23 protein-coding genes are annotated in these 23,531 nt (G+C 59.5%); 4 read left to right on the forward strand and 19 right to left on the reverse strand.

Features of this window, described 5'->3' with window-relative positions; genetic code table 11:
• From ABK249_RS13030 to ABK249_RS13040, 3 genes are all read right to left on the reverse strand, one after another.
• On the reverse strand, positions 1–848 hold an 848-nt coding region (locus ABK249_RS13030; protein WP_348863139.1), incomplete at its 3' end, for a substrate-binding domain-containing protein.
• Positions 849–852: 4 nt separating this feature from the next.
• Positions 853–1,341, reverse strand: coding sequence for a c-type cytochrome, methanol metabolism-related (locus ABK249_RS13035; protein WP_227704084.1), 489 nt, complete (start codon positions 1,339–1,341; stop codon positions 853–855).
• Positions 1,342–1,556: 215 nt separating this feature from the next.
• The gene (locus ABK249_RS13040) at positions 1,557–3,458 is read right to left on the reverse strand and encodes a methanol/ethanol family PQQ-dependent dehydrogenase (protein ID WP_227704085.1); all 1,902 of its coding nucleotides are present in this window, start codon (positions 3,456–3,458) and stop codon (positions 1,557–1,559) included.
• A gap of 422 nt (positions 3,459–3,880) precedes the next feature.
• On the opposite strand from ABK249_RS13040, the gene ABK249_RS13045 reads away from it, so the two are divergent.
• Positions 3,881–4,231 carry a hypothetical protein gene (locus ABK249_RS13045; RefSeq protein ID WP_037153147.1) on the forward strand — a complete coding sequence of 117 codons (351 nt, stop codon included), beginning with the start codon at positions 3,881–3,883 and terminating at the stop codon, positions 4,229–4,231.
• 1 nt (position 4,232) lies between these two features.
• Here ABK249_RS13045 and ABK249_RS13050 read toward each other — a convergent pair whose 3' ends face one another.
• Genes ABK249_RS13050 through ABK249_RS13060 form a run of 3 tightly spaced genes read right to left on the reverse strand, consistent with a single transcriptional unit; the run spans position 4,233 to position 6,711 of the window.
• On the reverse strand, positions 4,233–4,988 hold the full coding sequence (locus tag ABK249_RS13050; protein WP_227704086.1) for an ABC transporter ATP-binding protein: 756 nt from the start codon (positions 4,986–4,988) through the stop codon (positions 4,233–4,235).
• Positions 4,948–5,763 (reverse strand): ABC transporter permease, encoded by an 816-nt coding sequence (locus tag ABK249_RS13055; RefSeq protein ID WP_081952879.1) that lies wholly within the window; start codon positions 5,761–5,763, stop codon positions 4,948–4,950. The genes ABK249_RS13050 and ABK249_RS13055 overlap by 41 nt, the downstream gene beginning before the upstream one ends.
• Complete coding sequence (locus tag ABK249_RS13060; RefSeq protein WP_227704087.1) at positions 5,764–6,711, reverse strand: ABC transporter substrate-binding protein; 948 nt, start codon at positions 6,709–6,711, stop codon at positions 5,764–5,766.
• A 639-nt stretch (positions 6,712–7,350) separates the two neighbouring features.
• On the opposite strand from ABK249_RS13060, the gene ABK249_RS13065 reads away from it, so the two are divergent.
• On the forward strand, positions 7,351–7,743 hold the full coding sequence (locus tag ABK249_RS13065) for a c-type cytochrome (protein WP_210050187.1): 393 nt from the start codon (positions 7,351–7,353) through the stop codon (positions 7,741–7,743).
• Between the two features lie 63 nt (positions 7,744–7,806).
• Here the strand turns inward: ABK249_RS13065 and rpe are convergent, their stop codons facing one another.
• Genes rpe through ABK249_RS13105 form a run of 8 tightly spaced genes read right to left on the reverse strand, consistent with a single transcriptional unit; the run spans position 7,807 to position 16,436 of the window.
• A complete protein-coding gene (gene rpe, locus ABK249_RS13070) occupies positions 7,807–8,496 on the reverse strand; it encodes a ribulose-phosphate 3-epimerase (RefSeq protein ID WP_037153160.1) in 690 nt (229 codons plus the stop codon).
• Complete coding sequence (cbbX, locus tag ABK249_RS13075; protein WP_037153770.1) at positions 8,493–9,413, reverse strand: CbbX protein; 921 nt, start codon at positions 9,411–9,413, stop codon at positions 8,493–8,495. The genes rpe and cbbX overlap by 4 nt, the downstream gene beginning before the upstream one ends.
• Positions 9,414–9,423: 10 nt before the next feature.
• Complete coding sequence (locus ABK249_RS13080; protein ID WP_037153163.1) at positions 9,424–9,843, reverse strand: ribulose bisphosphate carboxylase small subunit; 420 nt, start codon at positions 9,841–9,843, stop codon at positions 9,424–9,426.
• Positions 9,844–9,853: 10 nt separating this feature from the next.
• Entirely contained in the window at positions 9,854–11,314 is a 1,461-nt protein-coding gene (locus ABK249_RS13085; protein WP_037153165.1) for a form I ribulose bisphosphate carboxylase large subunit, read from the reverse strand.
• A 34-nt stretch (positions 11,315–11,348) separates the two neighbouring features.
• Positions 11,349–12,428, reverse strand: coding sequence for a class II fructose-bisphosphate aldolase (fba, locus tag ABK249_RS13090; RefSeq protein WP_037153168.1), 1,080 nt, complete (start codon positions 12,426–12,428; stop codon positions 11,349–11,351).
• 15 nt (positions 12,429–12,443) lie between these two features.
• The gene (tkt, locus tag ABK249_RS13095) at positions 12,444–14,486 is read right to left on the reverse strand and encodes a transketolase (protein WP_052182971.1); all 2,043 of its coding nucleotides are present in this window, start codon (positions 14,484–14,486) and stop codon (positions 12,444–12,446) included.
• An 11-nt stretch (positions 14,487–14,497) separates the two neighbouring features.
• The gene (locus tag ABK249_RS13100) at positions 14,498–15,370 is read right to left on the reverse strand and encodes a phosphoribulokinase (protein ID WP_037153172.1); all 873 of its coding nucleotides are present in this window, start codon (positions 15,368–15,370) and stop codon (positions 14,498–14,500) included.
• A gap of 16 nt (positions 15,371–15,386) precedes the next feature.
• The gene (locus ABK249_RS13105) at positions 15,387–16,436 is read right to left on the reverse strand and encodes a class 1 fructose-bisphosphatase (RefSeq protein WP_227704088.1); all 1,050 of its coding nucleotides are present in this window, start codon (positions 16,434–16,436) and stop codon (positions 15,387–15,389) included.
• Between the two features lie 119 nt (positions 16,437–16,555).
• Here ABK249_RS13105 and ABK249_RS13110 point away from each other — a divergent pair, with 119 nt between their 5' ends.
• The gene (locus ABK249_RS13110; RefSeq protein ID WP_037153176.1) at positions 16,556–17,500 is read left to right on the forward strand and encodes a LysR family transcriptional regulator; all 945 of its coding nucleotides are present in this window, start codon (positions 16,556–16,558) and stop codon (positions 17,498–17,500) included.
• 36 nt (positions 17,501–17,536) lie between these two features.
• On the opposite strand, the gene ABK249_RS13115 is transcribed toward ABK249_RS13110, so the two are convergent.
• The 5 genes from ABK249_RS13115 to ABK249_RS13135 all read right to left on the reverse strand — a co-directional run bounded on the left by ABK249_RS13115 (position 17,537) and on the right by ABK249_RS13135 (position 22,431).
• On the reverse strand, positions 17,537–18,349 hold the full coding sequence (locus ABK249_RS13115; protein WP_037153178.1) for a formylmethanofuran dehydrogenase subunit C: 813 nt from the start codon (positions 18,347–18,349) through the stop codon (positions 17,537–17,539).
• The gene (gene fhcD, locus ABK249_RS13120) at positions 18,346–19,254 is read right to left on the reverse strand and encodes a formylmethanofuran--tetrahydromethanopterin N-formyltransferase (RefSeq protein ID WP_227704089.1); all 909 of its coding nucleotides are present in this window, start codon (positions 19,252–19,254) and stop codon (positions 18,346–18,348) included. The genes ABK249_RS13115 and fhcD overlap by 4 nt, the downstream gene beginning before the upstream one ends.
• Positions 19,242–20,873, reverse strand: coding sequence for a formylmethanofuran dehydrogenase subunit A (locus ABK249_RS13125; protein ID WP_227704090.1), 1,632 nt, complete (start codon positions 20,871–20,873; stop codon positions 19,242–19,244). Before ABK249_RS13125 ends, fhcD begins: the two co-directional genes overlap by 13 nt.
• Entirely contained in the window at positions 20,867–21,958 is a 1,092-nt protein-coding gene (locus tag ABK249_RS13130) for a molybdopterin-binding domain-containing protein (protein ID WP_227704091.1), read from the reverse strand. Before ABK249_RS13130 ends, ABK249_RS13125 begins: the two co-directional genes overlap by 7 nt.
• Before the next feature lie 80 nt (positions 21,959–22,038).
• Positions 22,039–22,431, reverse strand: a complete 393-nt coding sequence (locus ABK249_RS13135; RefSeq protein WP_037153188.1) for a 4a-hydroxytetrahydrobiopterin dehydratase — start codon at positions 22,429–22,431, stop codon at positions 22,039–22,041.
• Positions 22,432–22,543: 112 nt separating this feature from the next.
• Between ABK249_RS13135 and ABK249_RS13140 the strand changes: the two genes are divergently transcribed.
• Positions 22,544–23,530, forward strand: coding sequence for a beta-ribofuranosylaminobenzene 5'-phosphate synthase family protein (locus tag ABK249_RS13140; protein WP_037153191.1), 987 nt, complete (start codon positions 22,544–22,546; stop codon positions 23,528–23,530).
• The last annotated feature ends 1 nt before the right edge of the window (position 23,531 follow it).

Below are 23,531 nucleotides of genomic sequence, written 5' to 3' on the forward strand. Positions count from 1 at the left end.
ATCTCGTAGGCCGTCTTCTGCTTGAAAAAAACCATATATTGCAGGAGAATCCGATTTATCTCCGACTGGTTCTCCCTGATCACGGTATTCAAGGCGCGTTTCCACTCCTGGTCGGAGGGACGGACTCCCATGGTGATGCGATAGGACATATGGCTGACCTTCTCCTTGAGAAGCGGCACCACGACAAGATCCGGATTTATTTCCTTGACATAGTAGCCGGCCATCGGCCCCCAGAGAACGGCCACATCGATGACGTCGTTCTGAAGATCCTTCAACATTACCTCGGCCATGGACGGCATCGAGCGCGTATCCACCATCAGAGGATAGGTCTTGGCATTCCGCATCAGGTTGGCCTTTGCCATGCTGGCGCTCGGCGGCGTTCCGGCGACAATGCCGAGCCGTTTGCCGGCCAGTCTGGGATCTTCGATGGCTTCTGCGCCATCCAGGCCGCTACCCTTCTTGAAAACCATGACATAGGTCGAGCGGTAGTAGGCATTGGTGTTCTGCACGAGTTCGTCACCTTGGGCGTAACCCATGATGATATCGCAGCGGTTGGCCCGCAGCGTATTCCGGACGAAGCCGGTTGCCATCGGATACCATGTGTAGGTGACCGACTTGCGGCCAGTCTTCACCGCAACGAGTTCCGCCAGCTTGTTTTCGAAGCCTTCCCCGCTTTCATCCGTGAACGGCATGTTGGAAGGGTCGGCGCAGACACGCAGCACGTCCGGATCCACCAATTCGCCTGCGGCGCCGAGCCCGGCTGTCTGCGTGAATGCCGCGGTGGGAACCGCGGCAATCGCCGCGATCACGCAGAGCATATAAAGACCGCAGGATTTGCGTGCAGGCATATGCTCAGCTCCCCATGCACGATGCTTCTTGATCTTTGGCGGCCTGCGGCTTGTCAGCTTTCTTGGGAGGTCTGCCGCGCGGGATCCCATCGACGGCACGCGCTCGCAGATAAATGTAGATATCGTCCATATAGCAATAGACGTTCTTGTTGTTGCCGAAAGCGGGCATGACGTTTTCCTTGCCGCCGCCGACATTCTTACGCCCCTCGGCGACGATCGAAAGAAACGTCGCGTAATCCATCGTCTTCAACGAGTTGACCAGCGCCGGAGCATAGCTGGAACCCATTCCGTCTGGTCCATGACAGGTGTGACAGTCCGAATGATAACGGCGATATCCACTGAACGTGTACCAGTCCACCGTCCCATCATCCTGAAGCTTGAACGTCGGGTTTCCATCGGCGTCAAAATACTTACCGTCTTCATCGGTAACGGCTGCAGCCTTTTGTTTGTCGTCAGCGGCAAAGGTGATGCTGGAGCTGATGACAATAGACATAGTGATAACCGAGACTGTTTTGCAGACAGACATTCCTACCTCTTTCTCATTTCGCCACGAACACAGCTTGGCTGTCGCAATGCGGCGTTGACAGGTGGGTTGTGGGTTGCGTGGCAAAATCGAGAGCCCGCCAGGGAATTCCCGGTGATCCGGGCCCTCGTTTCTCTGCCTGCCGCCTCTTTAAGCGAGGTCGGCGTGCCTATGGTTCCCGTTTATCAATCCGGGAGGCCGAAGACGGTGAGCTGACCGCCCAGCGTCGTATAGTCGGCGAGAGCGGCATACCCACCGACCGCGCCGAGACCTGCTGTTGAAATCGACTGCTGTTCATCGGTGGGCGCTTTCTGGCCGGCGACAGCCGTTTGCCAGGCAGCCGCGCCTTCGGCCTGGAGCAGACCACCTGCGAGGCCGATACCAGCCCAGCCGCCAACACCCGAAAGCACGGCGATATACTGTTTGCCGTTGTGCTCGAAGGTGTTGATGTTGCCGATGATCCCGGACGGCGTCTTGAACTTGTAGAGTTCGTTGCCGTCCTTATCGACAGCCTTGATGTAGCCTTCCAGCGTGCCGTAGAAGATGACATCGCCTTCGGTCGACAGCGCGCCTGACCACACCGAGAACTGCTCGGGCTTGGACCAGACGATCTCACCCTTGGCAGCATCCCAGGCTATGAAGTTGCCCATGCCGCCATGGCTCTTGGGAGCCGGATACATCGACACTGTCGCACCCACATAGGGCTGACCTGCCGTATAGCTCACCCTGTATGGCTCGTAGTCCATGCAGACATGGTTCGTCGGCACGTAGAACAAACCGGTTTTCGGTGAGTAGGTAGCCGGCTGCTGGTCCTTGGTACCAAGCGCTGCCGGGCATACGCCCGTCGTGTTGGTATCCTCGCCGTTCTGCTGGGTCGAATACTGAGCCACGACCTGCGGACGCCCATACTGATCACTCTTCGGGTCCATCACGACTTCCGTCGCCCAGTTGACCACCGGATCGTATTTCTTGGCAACCAGCAACTCGCCGTTTCCGCGATCCAGCGTATAGGCAAAGCCATTACGATCGAAATGAACCAGTACATCCCGGGCTGCACCGTTGATCTGCATCCCGTCGACGAGGATCATCTCGTTCACGCCATCGTAGTCCCATTCGTCATGCGGGGTCATCTGATAGACCCACTTCGCCATGCCGGTGTCGGCGTCACGGGCGAAGATGGTCATCGACCATTTGTTGTCGCCGGGCCGCTGTACCGGGTTCCACGTCGAGGGATTGCCGGTTCCGTAATAGACCAGGTTCAGCTTCGGATCGAAGGCGTACCAGCCCCAGGTCGTTCCGCCGCCCTGCTTCCATTGCTCGCCTTCCCAGCTGCTGATGCCGGAGTCCTTGCCAACCGGTTTGCCGAGCTGGGTGGTCTTCTCACCATCCATCAGGGTTTCCGAGTCGGGCCCGGTCGAATAGGCCTTCCAGGCAACAGAGCCATCCTTCAGGTTATACGCGGTCACATGGCCGCGAACACCGAACTCGCCGCCCGATATGCCGATCAGAACCTTGTCATTGAAGATCATCGGTGCGGACGTTCCACTCTCCCCCTTGCCGCCAGCGGTATCCTCGCCGTTCTTCGCCTGCCAGGCGACTTTGCCTGTCTTGGCGTCGAGAGCGGTGACGGTCGTATCCGCTTGGTTGAGGATGATCTTGCCGTCGCCATAAGCAACGCCTCGGTTGACCGTGTCGCAACACATGATCGGAATGACGTTCGGATCCTGCTTGGGCTCGTATTTCCAAAGGATCTTGCCGTCATTGTTGAGGTCGAGCGCATAGACTGTATTGGGGAACGGCGCATGAACGTACATGACGTCGCCGATCACCAGAGGTCCACCTTCATGACCGCGCAGCACGCCTGTCGAAAACGTCCACTTGACCTGAAGGTTCTTCACATTGTCCTTGTTGATCTGGTTCAATTTTGAATAGCGGGTGTTGGCATAATCACCCGTCGGAATCGCCCAGTTCTTGGAATCGGAGATCAACTTCTGGACTTCATCATTGGCAAACACTCCTCCAGCCAACGACAAAGACACCGCAGTCGCCACTAATCCCGATTTTATGAAGTTTGCACGTACACGCATTTAGTCCTCCCGAAGTTCGCACAGATGACTTATTGCGGCGGCACCTGTTTCATAACAGAAGCCCGCGTCACCGGTTCAGCATGTGGGAAGTATTTCCGGCAGCGTGTCACGACCTAAGCCAGGCGCGCGGAGGGCACCGTTACCGCCCACCCGCTTGGCCTACGAAGACTGTCACCACTCCCTTGACGGCAACGTCCTTGAAGCCGGAAACAACCTAACCATAAGAGATAGAATTACTTTCCGCAAGCGTGTTTCTCAGCAATATTCGCTGCGACGCAGCATATTATTCTGCAATGCAGCAATTTATATTCGGAAAATTATCCTATGTTGCTGGATATTGACGCGATTTTGGAATTATACTTAGGAAAGTATTTGCCCCTCTTGCCAGAGGCGACAACTGCGCTATACGGAAAGGACATCCCATGGTTACGCTTGCGAAGTTTCCCGTCGCCGTGTTCGCATCTGCAGCAATAGGTTTCGCAGTCCCAGTGGCAGCGGCGACCACCTATCCGACCAATGTCATCGCTGAATATGTCTATGCCTGCATGAAAGCCAATGGTGAGAACCGGGCCACTCTCGATCGCTGCTCCTGTTCGATCGATGTCATCGAATCCATCATTCCCTACGACCGCTACGAGACAGCCGCCACATTCAGGCAAATGGGGTTGGTCGCTGGAGAAAACGGCGCACTGTTTCGCGAAAGTGCCCCTGCCAAAGCCGCAATAGCGGAACTGAAAAGGGCACAGGCCGAAGCGGATATACGCTGCTTCTAAGTCAGGTAGCGGCCCGTGCCGGAAATTTCTCGTGGAACGAGCGCAGGATGTCGCTGCAAACTTGAGCATTTCTGGATTGCCGGGGAATGCGCACCAGAAACGAGCCCACGACATGGGATGGGCGTGGCGACAGTACAATGATCCGGTCGGCCAGCATGATAGCCTCGAGAAGGTTATGCGTCACCATCAAGACCGTCGTCGGACGCTCCGACCAAATTTCGAGCAGCAGATAACGGAGCTGCTGTGCGGTCGCTTCATCAAGGGAGACGAAGGGTTCGTCGAGAACCAGGAGATCGGGCTCGATTGCAAGCGCCCGGGCAAGAGCAGCGCGGCGTGCGAGCCCGAGTGAAAGTTCTCCGGGATAAAACGCGCGCATCCCCGACAGACCAAGCGCATCGAACAAATGGTCGAGGTTTTTGCCAGACAGGCTTCTCGGTAATCCCAGACGCACATTTTCCTCGACCGTCCGCCAGGGCAGGAGAATCGGCTCCTGAAAAACCATGCCTATGCGCGGCTCCCTTTCTCCCGGAAGCTTTATGCGCCCCTCAAAGGAATGGTCCAAGCCGAGGAGCAATCGCAGCGTCGTGGTCTTGCCACAGCCGGAAGGACCGACCAGGCAGACGAATTCGTTCCGCTCCACCGCAAAGTTCAGATCGCGCAGGACTTCGATGCTGCCGCCCCTGGACGCCTCGAACGATTTGTGCCTGACTTCGATTTCAAGCTGCGCGTCTGCGCCAACGGGTTGAAGTGTGTTCAAGGGGCTGTACCAGGAGAAATTCGATGACAAGCATTACGCAGACGAAGGCCAGCGTATAGGCTAGGATGGAAGCGACGTCGAAAAGCTGAAAATAGAGATTGATCTGGAAACCGACACCATTCGACCGACCCAGAAGCTCTACGACGAGGACGATCTTCCAGATCAGCGAAATGCCGGAACGTGAGGCCGCAGCCAGATAAGGCTGCAGCTGTGGCAGCAGGACATGGCGCAATCGCGCAAGAGGCCCGAACTTGTAGACCTTTGCCATGTCCGTGTAATTCAGATCGAGCGCACGAGCCCCTTCCCTCATCGTGACAATCACATTCGGGATCTTGTTGAAGGCCACGGCGCCGATAGCAGCCACCTCATTCAGCCCGAACCAGATATAGGCAAGAACGATGATCACCAGTGCCGGGATGTTCAGGGAAAGAATGACCCAGGGATCGAGAAACCGGTCGGCGCGCGGATGGCTTCCGAGAAAGATGCCGATCGCCGAACCAATGATCATGGCGAGCAGGAATGAGACCGCTACGCGACCAAGAGTGATCGCCAGATGATAGGGTATCTCACCCCTCGCCGTCTCGCGGGCCATGGCGCGCAGGACGTCAAGCGGTGGCGGGAAGGCATGACTCGGCCACAGGGTCGCTGACAGATGCCACACTATGGCCAGAACGACGACCGATGCCACGACCGTCAGGAACGGCCCGAAGCTGCGTCTTCGTGCCGTTTTCTCTGTTTGCCCTTGCGACGATGAGCCAAGAGAGGCCGAACTCACCTATTCCGCCCCCCAGAAGGTGCCCGGCGCCAGTTCTTTCGACGATCCGACGAGATCCTCGCCGCCGATCGTCGCCAAGACGGAATAAAGCGTTTCCGCGTCCTTTTCCGCTTCTGCGGGCGGGCGTTTGGGAATGCCTTCGCGATAGCGATCGCGCATGACCTTCTGCTCACTCTCGTCACCCCGAAGCATCGGGGCAAGCATTTTCCACTCGTCATCGGAACTTTCGAGCAGCGCCTTTGCATCGGCACTTGCCGCTACGAAGCCGTCGATCGCGGATGGATGAGCCTTGCCCCAGGCTTCATGAAAGATATATCCCAGAGCAACGATCGGCCCGGAGGCGCCAAGCGCGGCGGCGGCCTCATGTCCTCCGGTCAGTCTGCGAAATCCCTTCGCCTCCAGCCGTGCACAATAATTCCAGAAATTGAGAACCGCATCGAGTTCCCCCTGCTGCACCTTCTCCGTCAGCAATGGCGGAGCGCCGTAGACGATCGTGTTTGTCTTGGCCAGGTCCCTGGAATAATCCTTCTTCGCCATGGCCTGGATCAGAAGCCAGTTCTTGTCCAAAGGACCGCCCGCAACGCCTATTTTCTTATCGGTGAGATCGCCGAGGTTTTTGATCGGAGAGTCTGGCGGAACCATGATAGCTCCGACCGCCGTGGAATAGGGAACGAAGGTCAAGTCGATGCCTGTGGCGCGCTGCCGCGAAACCCACAACCAGTCCGAAACGATCACATCGACCGCTCCGGCCATCAACGCGACATTCGTGGCGTCTTCGCCGGCAAATTCCTGCACATCCACGGTGATCCCGTGTTTCTCGTCGAGCTTATGCCGTTTGATCGTATCGAGCTCCCAACTCACCGTACCGAATTTGAGAACGCCGACACGAACGACCTCCGCGGCCGCGGCCTGCCCTATCGCTTGGGTAGAGAATGTCGCCAGCGACAATAATGCAATCCGAAATAACCGGCCGATCCCGCCTCCCATAAGTCCTTCCTCCCATGCGCCGCATCCGATGTTTCGTTTCTAGATGTCCCGGCTCTTCGTCGGGTATTCACATCGCCATCTGACAACACGCAGACGCGGATGTTCCGTAGACCACTTCGCAATCTGCGGGGGTGCCTGGAGCATACAGGTTGTCAGGCTTCCCCTATCTTCGAAATGGAGGTGCTCCTCCCGACAGCTCAAAGGCTTGTCCGCAAGACAAATTGTCAAAATGAGTTCGATAAAAGGCATATCGCACCTTTCGACCCACGGGCTTGCCGCAGCCGTTCCTTCTGCACAGGCGGCTGCATGCGCCGCCACCAGCCAATCACAGCCTCTTCCGGTGCCGGGAAGAGATAATGGGGAAGTTAGGAGCATCACGTCGGCCCGTCAATCACAACTTCCGATCCGTGCCATCCATGGCAGGCCCGATTGGCGTATCAAGGGTTGACTTACATTCGCCGGCAGGTAACTTTTTTGAATGGATCAAAAGTCCCTGTCGCCATTGCGCGAGAGGTCCAGCGATCCGGATGGCCGGTGCCACAGGAGGAATAGCGGCACCTGCCCTCGTCAAAGGGCACCCTTGGCGAACGAGGAGATACCATGAAATATCAAATCCTTCTGATCGGCGTGTCAGTTGCGATCTTTTCTGCCTGCGGGGTTAATGCTCAGGAGGGCGATGCCAACGCGGGAGCAACGGTGTTCAACAAGTGCAAGGCCTGCCATGACGCCGAGACGGATAAGAATAAGGTAGGTCCGTCCTTGAATGGTGTGATCGGCAGGGTTGCCGGCACCCATGCCGGGTTTGCCTATTCCAAGGCGATGGTCGAAGCAGGCAAAGCCGGCCTCCAATGGGACGAGGCATCGTTGCGTGACTACCTTCACAATCCCAAGGCGAAGGTGAAAGGTACCAAGATGGCTTTTGCCGGCCTGAAGGACGAAGGCGAGATCAGCAATCTGCTCGCCTATCTCGAACAGTTTTCGAAAAAGCAATGAAGCAAGGGGCTGCCGGTCTTCCCGGTAGCCCCATCATGCATTTCGCATCACTCGCAATTGAACTCAGGCCGCCCGACGCGCCAGTGACCTGTCCGCTTGCCGGCGGATCGCCTCGATATTGCCAGCATAGGCGGTTCTATCGTTGCCCGCGAACACGGCGGAGCCGGCCACGAGGACATTCGCGCCGGCGGCCGAGACCAGCGGCGCGGTTTCAGGAGTAACTCCCCCGTCCACCTCGATATGAATCGGACGATCGCCGATCATTGCGGCGACGCGGCGTACTTTCTCAACAACGGCCGGAATGAAGGCCTGCCCACCGAAGCCTGGATTGACCGTCATCAGCAGGATAAGATCCAGCCGGTCGAGCACATATTCGATGGTGCTTTCGGGCGTCGACGGATTGAGCGACACACCGGCCTTCTTTCCCAGTCCACGGATCGCCTGAAGCGTCCGGTCGAGATGCGGACCGGCTTCGGCGTGAACCGTGATGACATCGCAGCCTGCATCCGCGAAGGCGGCGATATAGGGGTCCGCCGGCGCAATCATCAAATGGCAGTCGAAGACGGCGTTCGTGCGCTTGCGGATGGATCGGATGACCTGCGGCCCGAACGTGATGTTGGGCACGAAATGGCCGTCCATGACATCGAGATGAATCCAGTCGGCGCCCGCCTTGACGACGTCTTCTACTTCCTCGCCCAGCCGGGAAAAATCCGCGGACAGGATGGAAGGTGCGATGATCGTCTTTGTGCTCATGATGCGGCCTCCTCTTGCATCGTCCCGCTGTTGAAAATGCGGCTTGCCCTGATATCGACGGCAACGATCGTCGACAGCGCATCGGCACCGATCGATCCGTTGGACGTTTCGAACAGCCGGTTTGCCTGGCGCAGGCGTGCCCTGTCGAGCGCGTTGCGGATGGAGCGGGCATTGGCGAAATGCGGCTGTCGACGGCGCAGCGCGATATATTGCTCCATGGCGGCCCGCCCCTCGACGTCAAGACTGTAGTTCTGCTTGGCGAGCATTACCTCCGCGATCCGCAGCAGCTCGTCATCCGTATAATCGGGAAAGTCGATATGATGGGCGATGCGCGAACGAAAGCCTGGATTGCTTTCGAAGAAGCGATCCATCCGGTCGGCATAACCCGCCAGTATGACGACGAAATCCTCGCGCTGATGCTCCATGACCTGCAGGAGAATTTCGATCGCCTCCTGACCGTAGTCACGCTCGTTTTCCTGCCGATAGAGATAATAGGCCTCGTCGATGAAGAGGACGCCACCCATAGCCTTTTTCAGGATTTCCTTCGTTTTCGGCGCGGTATGGCCGATATATTGCCCCACCAGATCGTCGCGGGTCACCGACACCAGATGCCCCTTGCGGATATAGCCGAGGCGATGGAGCAGATCGGCCATGCGCAGCGCGACCGTGGTCTTGCCGGTTCCCGGATTGCCGCTGAAGCTCATGTGCAGGGTCGGCGTCTCATGGGCGAGACCGAGACGCTTGCGCGCGCGCTCGACCAGGAGCAAGGCCGCGGTCTCCCTGATCCGCTGCTTGACCGGAGCAAGGCCGATGAGCGAGTTGTCCAACTCTTCCAGCACGTCCTTGACACCGGATTCGACATATTCCGCCCGCAGGTCGATGGTGGAAGGCACTTCGCCGTCGACCTTAGGTCTCATGGAAACCGCCTCAGCCATAGCGCTCTCCCGCCGGCTTGTCCGCCGCATAGGACCGGGTGGTGTAGCGGATGCTTCTGCCGCCCGCCTCCTGCCGCTCCAGCCGGAAGCCCGGCTCTGCCGCAGGACGGTTGACGATGAAGGAAAGGCGGACGGATTCCCATCCGTGGGTGCTGTCGAAAGCGACGAAGCGGATATAGCGGTCGCCATAGACCTTGCGGCACTCCTTCAGCTCCATGATCAGCGCAGCCGCATCCGGATTGTCGAACATCGGGTGGCCCCACATGTCCCAATAGGTGTTACGGGGATGCGGATCATCCGTGAATTCGAGGCTCATCGCCCAACCCTTGTCGATACAATACTGGGCCTGCCTGGCGATCTGCTCGTCCGTCAGCGGCGGCAGGAACGAGAACGCTCCCTGAGTGATATGCATGTCGCTTCTCCTATTCTGCTGCGGTGGCTGTCGGAACAAAGTCCGGCGTGTCGGTCGAGGTGTAGTCGAAGGTCACGTCCTTCCAGACATCGAGCGCCTGCTGCAGCGGCTGGCAGTGGCGCGCGGCGTCGCGCAGGATCTGTGGTCCTTCACGCAGGATATCCCTCCCCTCGTTACGGGCGAGCACCATGCATTCGAGCGCCACGCGGTTGGCCGTGGCACCGGCGGCGATACCCATCGGATGCCCGATCGTACCACCGCCGAACTGCAGCACGACGTCCTCGCCGAGGAGGTCCAGCAACTGGTGCATCTGTCCGGCATGGATGCCACCGGAAGCGACCGGCATCATCCGGTTGAGCGATGCCCAGTGCTGGTCGAAGAAGATACCATTCTCCAGCCTCATCGGATTGAAGTCCTCGCGGCAGATGTCGTAATAGCCGCGGGTTGTTGCGGGATCGCCTTCCAGCTTGCCGACAACGGTGCCGGCATGGATGTGGTCGACGCCCGCAAGCCGCATCCATTTGGCGATGACGCGGAAAGACACGCCATGCGTCTTCTGCCGCGTATAGGTCGAATGGCCGGCGCGATGGAGATGCAGGATCATGTCGTTGCGGCGCGCCCATTTCGCCATGGACTGGATCGCCGTGTAACCAATGACGAGATCGATCATGACAACCACCGAACCGAGCTCCCTGGCAAACTCGGCGCGCTCATACATGTCCTCCATGGTGGCGGCTGTGACGTTCAGATAGGTTCCCTTGACCTCACCGGTCTCGGCCTGGGCCTTGTTCACCGCCTCCATGCAATAGAGGAAACGTTCGCGCCAATGCATGAAGGGCTGCGAATTGATGTTCTCGTCGTCCTTGGTGAAATCGAGCCCACCCTTCAGCGCCTCATAGACGACGCGGCCGTAATTGCGCCCCGAAAGCCCAAGCTTCGGCTTCACGGTCGCGCCGAGCAGCGGGCGGCCGAACTTGTCCAGGCGTTCGCGCTCGACGACGATGCCGGTCGCAGGTCCCTGGAAAGTCTTCACATAGGCGACGGGGAACCGCATATCCTCCAGCCGCAACGCCTTCAGCGGCTTGAAACCGAAAACGTTGCCGATGATCGAAGCGCTGAGGTTCGCGATTGAACCCGGCTCGAACAGGTCGAGGTCGTAGGCGATATAGGCGAAATACTGCCCTTCGCCATTCGGCACGGGATCAACCCGATACGCCTTTGCGCGGTATTTCTCGGTCGCCGTCAGGCGGTCCGTCCAGACCACTGTCCAGGTCGCCGTGGAGGATTCGCCCGCGACGGCTGCCGCCGCCTCGATAGGATCGACGCCATCTTGCGGGGTGATCCGGAAGAGCGCGATGACATCGGTATCTTTTGGCTCGTAGTCGGGCTCCCAATAGCCCATCTTTTTATATTCCATCACGCCCGATCTGTAGCGCGCCGCGCCTTTGACGGTTTCGGATTTGCTGTCCATGGCTTGGTCCTTTCGTTGTCTTCCGGACCGCCGCTCAGGCGGCTTCCGCGGTTGTGATCTGCGGATCGAGCTCCCCGGTGGCATAGCGGCTCGCCATCTCGTCCAGGGGAATGACCTTGATTTTCGAGGCCTTGCCAGCCGTACCGAAACGTTCGAAACGGTCGCGGCAGAGATTGCGCATTGCCTCCATCGCCGGCTTCAGGAACTTGCGCGGGTCGAATTCCTCCGGATGTTCCGTCGCGATCCTTCGCAATTGCCCCGCCATCGCCATGCGGCAGTCGGTGTCGATATTGACCTTGCGGACCCCATGGCGGATGCCGCGCTCGATCTCCTCGACGGGAACGCCATAGGTCTGCGGCATCCGCCCTCCGAAACGGTTGATGATGTCCTGCATCTCCTGCGGCACCGAGGAGGAGCCGTGCATGACGAGATGCGTGTTCGGCAGCTTGCGGTGGATTTCCTCGATCACGTCCATCGCCAGGATGTCGCCGTCCGGGGCCCGCGTGAATTTATAGGCGCCGTGAGACGTGCCGCAGGCGATCGCCAGCGCATCGACACCTGTGCGGGCGACGAAATCGACTGCCTGATCGGGGTCGGTCAGAAGCTGGTCGTGCGACAGGGTGCCTTCCGCGCCGTGACCGTCCTCGGCCGCTCCCGTGCCGCTCTCCAGGGAACCCAGAACACCGAGTTCCCCTTCCACCGAGACGCCCACCCAATGGGCAATACGGGCGACCCGTTCGGTGATCGCTACATTGTATTCATAGGAGGCAGGCGTTTTAGCATCCGCTGTGAGGGAGCCATCCATCATCACCGACGTGAACCCGTGGCGGATCGCCGTCATGCAGGTCGCTTCGTCACTGCCATGGTCCTGATGGACGCAGACGGGAATGGCCGGGTAGATCTCCGTCAGTGCTTCGATCATACGCGCCAGCATGATGTCCTTCGCGTAGGAGCGAGCTCCTTTCGACGCCTGGAGGATGACGGGCGCATCGCACGCCGCCGCCGCCTCCATGACCGCCAGCCCCTGTTCCATGTTGTTGATGTTGAAGGCCGGAACGCCATACCTGTATTCCGCCGCATGATCGAGCAGCTGCCGTAATGTAATGCGGGCCATTGGACCTGCTCCTTTCTACCGATCTGTCCGGTCTGTGCTCGATCCACGGGCAGCAAACTCAAGCGCTGCTTCCACGACGGCCTCGGCGGTGATGCCGAAATGATCATAGAGTGCGGCAGCCGGAGCGCTCGCTCCAAAGCCATGCATGCCGATGAAGACGCCGTCTTCCCCGAGATACCGGTCCCAACCGAGGCGCGCCGCCGCCTCTATGCCGATCCTGGGCGCCGTCCCGAGCACGGCCTTGCGGTATTCGGGCGATTGCTGTTCGAACAACTCCCAGCAAGGCATTGAGACGACCGCGGCGGCAATGCCGTGTTGGGCCAGCAGCTTGTCGGCCGCAACACAGGCAATTTCGACCTCGGAACCGGTCGCAAGGAGAGAGAGGGCGCGTGGCTCCGAGGTCGCGCGCAGGATGTAAGCTCCGCGCGCGGAAAGGTTTTCTTCGCTGTTTTCCGAACGAGCCATCGGCAGGTTCTGGCGCGACAGTACGATAAGACTCGGCCGATCGCGTTCCTTCAGCGCCTGCTCCCAGCACTCCGCCGTCTCGACGATGTCGCAGGGACGGAAGACGTTGAGGTTTGGCGTCGCGCGCAGCATCGCCAGATGCTCGATCGGCTGATGGGTCGGTCCGTCCTCGCCGAGGCCGATCGAGTCATGTGTCATGACGTAGACGACCTGCTGCCCCATCAGCGCCGACAGGCGGATGGCACCACGTGCATAATCGGAAAAGACGAGGAAGGTGCCGCCATAGGGAATGAAACCGCCATGCAGGGCAAGACCGTTCATCGCAGCCGACATCCCGTGTTCGCGAATACCGTAATGGATATAACGTCCGGCGTAGTTCCCCGGCCTGATAGGCTCCATCCCAGCAGTCAGGGTGAGGTTGGAATGGGTGAGGTCCGCCGAACCACCGATCGTCAAATCCGTCGCGGCGTTGATGACGCCGAGCACCATTTCCGAAGCCTTGCGAGTGGCGACCTTCGTTGCCTTCGTCTGATGCTCCCGGCGAAATTCGGCAAGCGCGTCGAAAAGCGACGCCGGGATTTCCCGTTCGATCGTCCTGAGGAACGCCCGGCCTTCGGGAGCCGCGGCAACCCGATTGAGCCATTTACGCCGTTCCGCAGCCCCACGCACGGCAACTTCGCCCCAACGATCCAGGATGGATTCGGGAATGTGGAACGGCGCATAAGGCCAATTCAGCTGCTGCCTTGCAGCAGCGATTTCGCTCTCGCCAAGCGGCGCTCCGTGGGTTTTCTCCGTGCCCTGAAGATTCGGAGCGCCTTTGCCGATCACTGTCCGGCAGGAAATCAGAGACGGTTTGTCCGAACCCCTTGCCCGCGAAATCGCACGACCGACCGCGTCGAAATCATGACCGTCGATCTCTTGCACATCGAAGCCTGCCGCCTGAAAACGGGCAAGTTGGTTCATCGAGGTCGAGAGACTGGTGGGACCATCGATTGAGATCGAATTGTTATCCCACAGGACGATCAGCCGCGACAGCTTCAGGTGGCCGGCAAGGTCGATCGCTTCGTGGCTGATGCCCTCCTGCAGACATCCATCACCGGCGATGACATAGGTATAGTGATCGACGAGCGCGTCGCCGTAACGCGCATTGGCAATGCGCTCGGCAAGCGCCATGCCGACGGCCGTGGCGATGCCTTGGCCCAATGGCCCCGTCGTGGTCTCGATGCCGAGCGTATGCCCAAATTCGGGATGTCCGGCGGTCGTGGCGCCCAACTGGCGGAACCGCTGCAACTCCTCGATCGTCATATCCTCATAGCCGATCAGGTAATGAAGCGCATATTGCAGCATCGAGCCATGACCCGCCGAAAGGACGAAGCGGTCGCGATCGGGCCATTTGGGATCGGAGGGATCGATTTTGATGAAACGGCCGAATAGGACCGTGGCGACATCAGCCATGCCCATAGGCATGCCCGGATGGCCGGAGTTGGCTTTTTGAACAGCATCCATGGCAAGCGCCCTGATAGCATTCGCCATGTCCTGTTCCGTTACGATATCGGACTCGATTATGTCCTGCGGCTGAAGTTGCGTGTTCATCGCTTTCATCCTCACGAGGCTCGGTTCTTGCGTTCGATCAGTTGCATGATCAAAGGTGTCAGGATCAGCTGCATCGCGAGATCGAGCTTGTTTCCAGGCACCACGATGGAATTGGCGCGCGACATGAACGAGTCGTGGATCATCGACAGCAGATACGGGAAATCGATGCCACGCGGTCTCGCGAAGCGGATCACCAGCATCGATTCGTCAGGGGTCGGAATCCAGCGCGCGATGAACGGATTGGACGTGTCGACGATCGGCACCCGCTGGAAATTGATGTCGGTCAGCGTGAACTGCGGCGTGATGTAGCGGACATAGTCCGGCATGCGCCGCAGGATGACGTCCATGACCGCCTCCGTCGAATAGCCGCGCGCTTCGCGATCGCGATGGATCTTCTGGATCCATTCGAGATTGATGACGGGCACGACGCCGATCTTCAGATCGGCATGGCGAGCGAGATTGACCTTGTCCGTCACCGCGCAGCCATGCAGCCCCTCGTAGAAAAGCAGGTCGCTTTGCGGAAAATCGCGCCATTCCGTGAAGCTCCCCGGCGGTACATTGTGGTGTGCGGCCTCCTGTTCGTCGTGGATGTAGGTGCGGGTGCGGCCTGTGCCGTACCGGCCATATTCCTCGAAGACGGATTCGAGGATTTCCAACTCGTTGGCTTCCGCATGGAAATGCGTGAAATTCGGATTGCCGTTCCTCTCCTCTTCGGCGACCTTTTCCTTCATGGCCTGCCGGTCGTAGCGGTGAAATGCGTCCCCTTCGATGAAGGCCGCTTCGATTTGCTCGCGCCGGAAAATCTGCTCGAAAATGCGCTTGACCGAGGTGGTTCCCGCGCCTGACGATCCGGTAATCGAAATAATGGGATGTCTTGCCGACATTGCCGCGTCCTCCCGATCAGGCTCTGAAAAGGCCGCGATTGCTGAAAAGCGGCGCCCGTTCAGCGATATTGCTGGGCTCGGTATGGTAGCGGCCGACGCGAGCCACCTCCCGAGCTGAGCCGAAGACCAGCGGAACACGCTGATGCAGTGCCGTTGGCGTCAGGTCCAGAATGCGGTTGATCGTGTCGGTGGCGGCTCCGCAGGCCTGTTCGATGAGAAAGGCGATCGGGTTGGCTTCATAGACCAGCCGCAGCCGACCCTCACCGTAGCCCCTACGCCGGTCGCCGGGATAGAGGTAAACGCCGCCGCGCATGAGGATGCGGTAGGCATCGGCTGCAACGGCTGCGATCCAGCGCATGTTGAACTCCTTTTCGCGGGGGCCTTCCATCCCTTTCAGGCAGTCATCGACATAAAGCCGGACGGCCTCGTCCCAGTGGCGGTAGTTGGCCGTATTGATCGCAAATTCCTGCGTCCGCGGCGGGATGACCAAGTTTTCATGGGTTTGGACGAACACGCCGAGCTGCGCGGAAAAAACAAAGACATGGGTGCCGCTCCCGACGCTGAGAACCAGCGCAAGCTGCGGGCCGTAGATGAAAAAGCCGGCGGCGAGCTGGGCGTCTCCCGGGTGGAAGAAGGAGGCGTTCGGCTCGCCGACCGGATCACCAGCCGCTGGGAGGATGGAGAAAATAGTCCCAATCGAGACATTGATGTCGATATTCGAGGAGCCGTCCAGTGGATCGATGGCAATCGCGAGCGGGGCCCTCGGGTCAAGAAGAGCAGCCTCTTCAAGCTCTTCGGAAGCGTAGAGGCAGACAGGCGCCCGCCGCATCGCCTCGATGAACAGGGCATCGGCCAGAACGTCGAGTTCCTTCGGGACATCACCGCCAGGGCCGACATCACCGCGTTCCCCAGATAGGGCCAAACCAAAGGCGCCTTGGTTGATGGTTCTGCCGAGCGTGACCGCTGCCGTAACCAACTGCCGGATCGTCGACGCGGCAGCTTCGGCGAATGGCGCCCCACCCGCGACATGGGAATTCAAAAAGGCATCTAGCGTCGACGAAGTCATGATTTACCCTCCCTGCCCGCTCACTGCCTTCCTGGGCATGGCGGTATCGAACCAAAAAACTCGGATTAAGTAAAATTTATTCCATTTACCTTCTGGATAAATTTCACTAATCTTCAAGCATGAGAAATCTGACGCTCAGACATCTGCGCGCGGCGCAGGAGATAGCGAGGCACGGAACGATCGTCCGGGCGGCCAACACGCTTGGCCTCACTCCGCCGGCGATCACCATCCAGCTGAAGCAGATCGAGGAGGATGCCGGCGTCATCCTCTTCGACCGGACCAACGATGGACTACGCCCTACAGCCGCGGGCCTTGCCTTCATCGATGCGGCCCAGATGATCGAAGAAAGGCTGCGCCAGCTGGACGACGAGATCGATGCCATCAAGGGCGTGCGCGCCGGCACGCTGGCACTCGGCGTCGTCTCGACCGCGAAATATTTCGCCCCCCGCCTGATGGCCACCTTCAAGAAAACCCATCCGGACATCGCCGTCTCGCTGACGATCGGCAACCGGGCGGAAATCATCGCCAAGCTGAAGAATCATGACGTCGACATCGCCCTGATGGGGCGCTCGCCCAGCGACATGCCGCTGCACTCCGTGGTGTTCGGCGATCATCCGCTGGTGATGATCGCGCCGCCGGATCATCCCCTGGCAAAGAGGCGCGATATCACCAAGGAAGAGATCGCCAGAGAGCACTTCCTCATTCGCGAGCCAGGATCGGGCACGCGCATCTCGCTCGAAATCTTTCTCGGAGAAATCCCAGGAAAGCTGGAGGATCTGGGTACTGAAATGTCGTCGAACGAGACGATAAAACAGGCCGTCATGGCAGGGCTCGGCATCGCCTTCATCTCCGCCCATACCATCGCCATGGAACTGGAGTTCGGAAAGCTCGTCACGCTGGACGTCATCGGCATGCCGATCCGCAGGCAATGGTTTTCGGTAACGCGGACAGACAGGACTATCTCCCCGGCGATGAACGCCTTTCAGGTTTTCCTGCGGCAGAGAGGGGCTCAATGCCTGCCTTTCTTCGACAAGCTTTATCCGATGCAGCAGGAACCGGTTTGAATACCTTCGGTCGATCCCGAGCCGGGCAGCCACGGCTCACCCTCGCGGAAACATGATTTCACCCTTGCCCAGAACGGCATTGTCACCGCCCAAACGGGTGGGTTTTGCGCCAAGCAGCGGCCGGTCGAGGATCTTTTCCTCCATCAGATAACGATCGAACAGCGCCGGAAAGGCGATATCGACCCGGCCGCAATCCATGAATGTGGGTGAAAGGTCGGCCGGCCGCCGGTCGAACAGGAGCGATCCGCGCTTCATCAGGTGGCCCGGATAGTGGCCGACGCGGCCGGTGACGACAATCGTCCCGGCAACCATGTTGAGGCCTGCATAATCGCCGCAGCCTTTCAGGAGCGCGATGATGCCGCGCCGCATCCTCTCGCCGGGACGATGCCCTGCCTTGCCGCGCACGATGATGAGACCGCCGGTCATGCCGTGGATTTCACCTGCCATCGGCCCGCCGATCCCCTCGCCTGCATCGCCATTGATCTCGATGCGTCCGTTCTTGAGGCCGGATCCAGCCTGCAATCCGGCTTTGCCCTCGATCACAAGTGTACCGCCGGCCATGCGGCGGCCGGCGCGGGCACCGACATCGCCGTCAACGCGGATGCGCCCTGTCTTCATTTCCGCGCCGACAAAATCGAAACGCCCGCTGCCTCCGGCAAAGACGATATTGGCGGCATCGGCACCGGTAATCTTGAAGATGTCTCCGACGATGGCGGGACTCCGACTGGTGCCGATCGGCAATCCGGCGATTTCGGCCACCGGCATGCCACTGAGCCGGTCGGGGATCAGGCCGGACAGGTCAAGCCTTTCCCCCGGCTCGGAGCGAAGCGTGAAGGTCAGCGGCTTCATGGCAGGAGATCCTTCAGATGATAATGGAACTTGCCGAGCTTGCCGCCGTAGTTTCCCGCGCTGATGCGCAACGCACCGCGCTTGGGCCCGAAATCGATGACGGCCTTCAGCCCGGCCCGCATCGCGGCGTTCACCGCGTCGTTGTTCTCGCCATCGATCACGATCTCCAGGACCGCATTGATCTCCGGGCCAAGCGCACTCTTGACCACACCGCGCAGCGTCGGCGCATAGGCATCGTTGGTCGAAGCCATCATGCCCTTGTACTTGCCGCCAACCTTCGAGCCGGACCGCACGATGCCGCCCGGAAAGGGCATGATCGCACCCGGAACCTTTTCGATCGCCGCCACGGCCCGCTCGGCGGCGGCCAGTGCCTTTTCGGCATCCGCGGCGAGAAGCAGAAAGTTCCCGCCGCCGACCGCATCTTTGGTCAGGCCGGTCTTCGCCTCGCAAAGAAATTCGCCGTCCATGACCGGCACGCGCCAATAATGCCTTCCGCCGAACTTCTTCGAAATCTGCCAACCATCTCCGAAGTAGCGCAGCGACGAACCGAGATCGAGGGAGGCACTGCCTTTGAGGTCCGCGAAGCAGGCGCTGCCGGGCGACGTCAGAACGCACTGGCCGAGCCTCGTCTTCAACTGCTTCTGCAGATCGTCGGTGCTCATCGCGAAGATCATCACGCGGCAGCCGGGACGCCCGTCCGGCGTCTCCGATGCCGGAATGTCGATGTCGATCGCCGCTTCGCAACCGCAACCGATGACGGAGGTCGCAAAGCCGGTCATGGTGATGGCCGCCTGACGCGCCCATTTCAGGGTCGGCGCCGTGATGATGATCGCGGTCGCCCGCATGCCGAACGCTTCCGCGAACGTGTCATCGATCACAATGCCATTACGGGTCAGCTCTTGCATGCGACCTCCGCAAACGGGTTTTCGCGAGAAATCGCCGAATCCGGGAAGGTGAACCAATCGAGCGACAGCCCGTAGCGGTCCTCGTGATAGGCTTGCATACGTTTGACGATCCCTTTGTCGGACGGCGGATTGAGCCGCAGCGCCCTCCCCCAGCGATAGTGCGTCACCACGCCGTCCTGAACGACCAGATCGCCGTTCTTGAACACCAATGCGGCGTCGCGGAACATCTTCTGGACATCTTGCCCCTTCCGGTAGACGGCGATATCCGCGATCGCGCCGGGACCGAGATGACCGCGATCATCGAGCCCGAGCAGTTTGGCGGGCGCCCCTCTCGTCATAACGGCAATTTCATCAAGCGTATATTCGCGCGAGATCGAGGCAAGCGTGGTCAGCTCCAGCGCGGACTGGTCGAGTTCCGCCATCTTCGCGTTGCGGACATCGCGGCGCATCAACAGCTCGAAAAGTTCCGGATAGGCCGTGAAGGGAGCACCGTTTGGATGGTCGGTGGTGAAGAAGACCCGCCAGGGGTCGTCGATCAGCAGGAAGAGCTCCAGCCCCACCGCCCATTGCAGCGAACCATAAAAATCCTGGCGATAGCGGTAAGGCACGATCCCGCCGCCATTGCCGTCCCCATCGAAGAGAACGGATTTTTTCGGACTGGCGGTCCGCATTCCGGAATATTGCCTGATGACGTCAGCAGAAATCGTCACGGTCTGCCCGAACATCACCTGCCCGACATCGATTGTCACATCCGGATTGCCGTTGACCAGTTCGGCCAGACGGGCGGCCTCCGACGAGAAGCCACGTTTTCCCTCCGTGCCGTAACCATAGAACTGCAGGTGCGCGAGATGGAGCGGCCGACCATTTGACGCGCCGATTGTCTCAGCGGCCGTCGCGGCATTTCCCGCAACTCCAAGGTTGTTGGCATGAACATGGAGGGGATGGGGGATACCGAGACGACCGACAGAGGCCTGCAGCACCTCCACGATCCTGCGGGAACTGACGCCGTAGGAGGGGACAACGTCGTCGAAGGAGAAAGTGCGGATGTTCTCCTTGAAGGCGGCCGAGGCGCCGGCATTGATAACCTTCACACCAAGCGCCCTCGACCTCGATACGGTCCAGGCCACGTAGTCGTCGATCATTGCCGACGAGGCATTGTCGCGGATCATCGACAGGAGGAAATCGTCGTTGCCGAGGATCGCCAGCGTCGCCTTGTCGATGATCGGGATGTCGGCGAGCTCCATATGGGCATGCAACGCGTTCGTCGGCGACATGGCCGGTTCGACCACGGTCGTGAACCCCATCTGCGCGTAGAGGCACCCCGTCCGGAACGTCGACCACCCAGCATTCGAAAGCGGCGTATGTTGCGGCCGCTTGAGATGCGCGGTGTGTTGTTCCGGCAGCAGAAGACGCGCAGTATTCACATTGCCGCCGCCGATATGGGAATGAATGTCTATCGCCCCGGCCATGACGAAGCAGCCTGAAAGATCATAGGTCTTGTCCGCCCTTTTGGAGACGGGTTTCTCGACGATGATGCCGTCCTTGATCCAGACATCGCGCTTGCCCGCCAAGCCGTTGACCGGATCGATCACTTCTCCCCCTGCAAGACGGATCAGCATGAGGCCACGTCCTCACCCTGCAAGGCATGCTGAAGCTGCTCGACGATCGCGTAAACACTGGGAAGATCGGACGGCGCTTTTGCCGCAGCGGACCTCAAGGTTCCGATGCGGCTCGAATAGACCACGCCATCATGGTCGAGACCCGCTTTGCCGATGCGGATGGCAACCGCTGCGCCGGCTACCGGCCGGTCGCTTCTCGTCAGCACGATCGTCGGCAGGCCGCTACGCCTCGGCGGGTCCACATCATCACGCTCCGAGACCCACAGATGCAGATCTGCCTCCTTTCCGGCTATCATCCGATCCACATCGCAAAGCCATGGGTCATAAACTGGCGATCCGCTCGAAAAGCCGGTTCGCGGCGGGAATCCCGTCATCCAGGTCGATGCGAGGACCATGCCCCAAGCAGCGTCGTCGGAAGGCAGGAAAAGAGCCGTCGCACGCTGTTTTTTATTGATGTCGATGAGCATGCCCTGCAGCATCGTGAGGCTGGCGGCATCTCCGAAATGAGAGAAGACGAAAACGGGAAAACCCGCGTTCGCCACCGCCCCCAGAAAGGCGTCGATATTGTCGAGCACAACAGATGCTTTTCTCGCAGCCAGTGATGCTCTGAGAGCCCCAAGCACCGCATCGATGGGAAGATCGGACGAACCGGCGTCGACAACCTTTGCCCGCCGCCGCAATTCGCCGCTCAGGGCCGCAGTCTCCTTGCCCTTGATGTGAAACCAGCGTCGCTTGCCAGACCGAGGCAGGTCCGGCGTCGTGGCCGCAAGAGAAAGAAGCAGATCGTGATGAGCGGCAGGAACCTCTCCGACGACGACAATCACATCAGCGCGACGCTGTACTTCCGTCGCCGTCCCAAAGAACCCGCCGATATCCGTATGCAGAGCGACCTGATGAACGAGATCGCGACCGTTCACATGGTCATAGGTCGCCCCGACCTGCTCTGCCAACGCTATCAGGCAGCGGCATCCATGGATGTCCGAATCGAGGGAGAATACCGGGCAGCGGCTTTTTGCCAGAAGCTTTGCCACCTGCTCGATTGCTGCCGGCAAAGGAACTGTTCGGCTGCCGATCCATGCAACCATCACACTCCGAAACTTTCTGGTGCCGACCTGAATTTATCCGTTCTTCGCCAAATGTGAAGTCCATCCGGCGAAAAATGCAGTCAGCTATCGTATTTCAAGTACGCAAATCGCTGATCGGTATTGGGGGTACCTTCCAGAGCCCCACCTTCCTTGCCTGGCTCCCACTGGACGACGTCCTCAATCTTCCTGGCGAGTTCGAAATCCTTGTCGGTAACGCCTTTTGCCGCATGATTCGTCAGCAAGACCTCCACCCAGGCGTAGGATGCCTTGATATCCGGATGATGCCATGCCGCCTCTGCCAGATGGCCGACGGTATTGATGACCATCAACGTGGATTTCCAGCCATGCGTTTTGTATTTGCGGCGAATCCAGCCGTTTTCGTAACGCCAATGCGGAAGCTCCGCCTGCAGTTTCGAGACGATCTCGTCCTCCGAATAAACGTGCTCCCGTCTCCGTGCCGTCTCGTCGCTCATCGCAGATGCTCCTCGTTTCTTTCACCCGCCGCTTCACGCCGGCTTGCGCCGGTAGCAAAATAGGATAACATGAACTGAGGGCCCGATTATCAAAAAGTTCAGAATTGAACCGATGTCGGACTCCGTCTCCATTCAAGTTCCTGGCCGCTTGCACCTCGGATTTTTGGATATCCCTGGAAAGGACAGCTCGCGCTTTGGAAGCATCGGCCTGCCTCTCGATGGCATATCAACCAGGCTGGAAGTATCGAGGGCGACGAGGACCAGTGTTCATGGCAATGAGAGCGCCCGCGTATTCTCGCACCTGGCGGCTCTCCGATCCCATCTCGATCTCGCCGATCATCATCAGATCACCGTGTTCGAGACCATTCCCGCTCATGCCGGATTGGGATCTGGGACCCAGCTCGCGCTCGCCGTTTCGGCGGCTCTTCGGACATTGCACGGTCTGCCGTTTCGCGTCAGCGACGATGCCGCCTTTCTCGGGCGCGGCGCGCGATCGGGGATCGGCATTGCGGCTTTCGAAGAAGGCGGTCTCATTTTTGACGCCGGCAAGGCCAAGGACGACCTGACGCCGACCGTCATTTCCCGCATCCCGTTTCCGAACGAATGGCGCATCATCCTGGTCCTGGACAGCAGCGCCCAGGGCATTCACGGAGACGCAGAAATCAAAGCCTTCCGCACACTTCCACCGTTTCCTGAGGAGAGCTCCGCTTCGATCTGCCGCCATGCGCTGATGGAGATCATGCCTGCCTTGATTGAGAAGGACATCGCGACGTTCGGCAATGCGATCACGGCGATCCAGCAGAAGCTCGGCGATTATTTCGCGCCGGCTCAAGGCGGGCGTTTCGCCAGTCGGGCGGTAGAGGAAACGCTCACGAGGCTTGCTGAATGTGGCGCAGTGGGTATCGGACAAAGCTCCTGGGGGCCAACAGGGTTCGCTTTTGCTGAATCGCAGGTTGCGGCCGAACGCATCACCGCCGCCTCTGCGCTGCAGGATACCCAGACGACGATCCGTATCGTCGCCGCCAGAAACAATGGGGCGACGATCACGCGAAAGACAAAACCAGCCGAATTTGAGCTGGCATACAAGAACCGCTGCTAGG

The organism is Neorhizobium phenanthreniclasticum (assembly GCF_040066075.1).
Taxonomy (GTDB): Bacteria; Pseudomonadota; Alphaproteobacteria; order Rhizobiales; family Rhizobiaceae; genus Neorhizobium; species Neorhizobium petrolearium.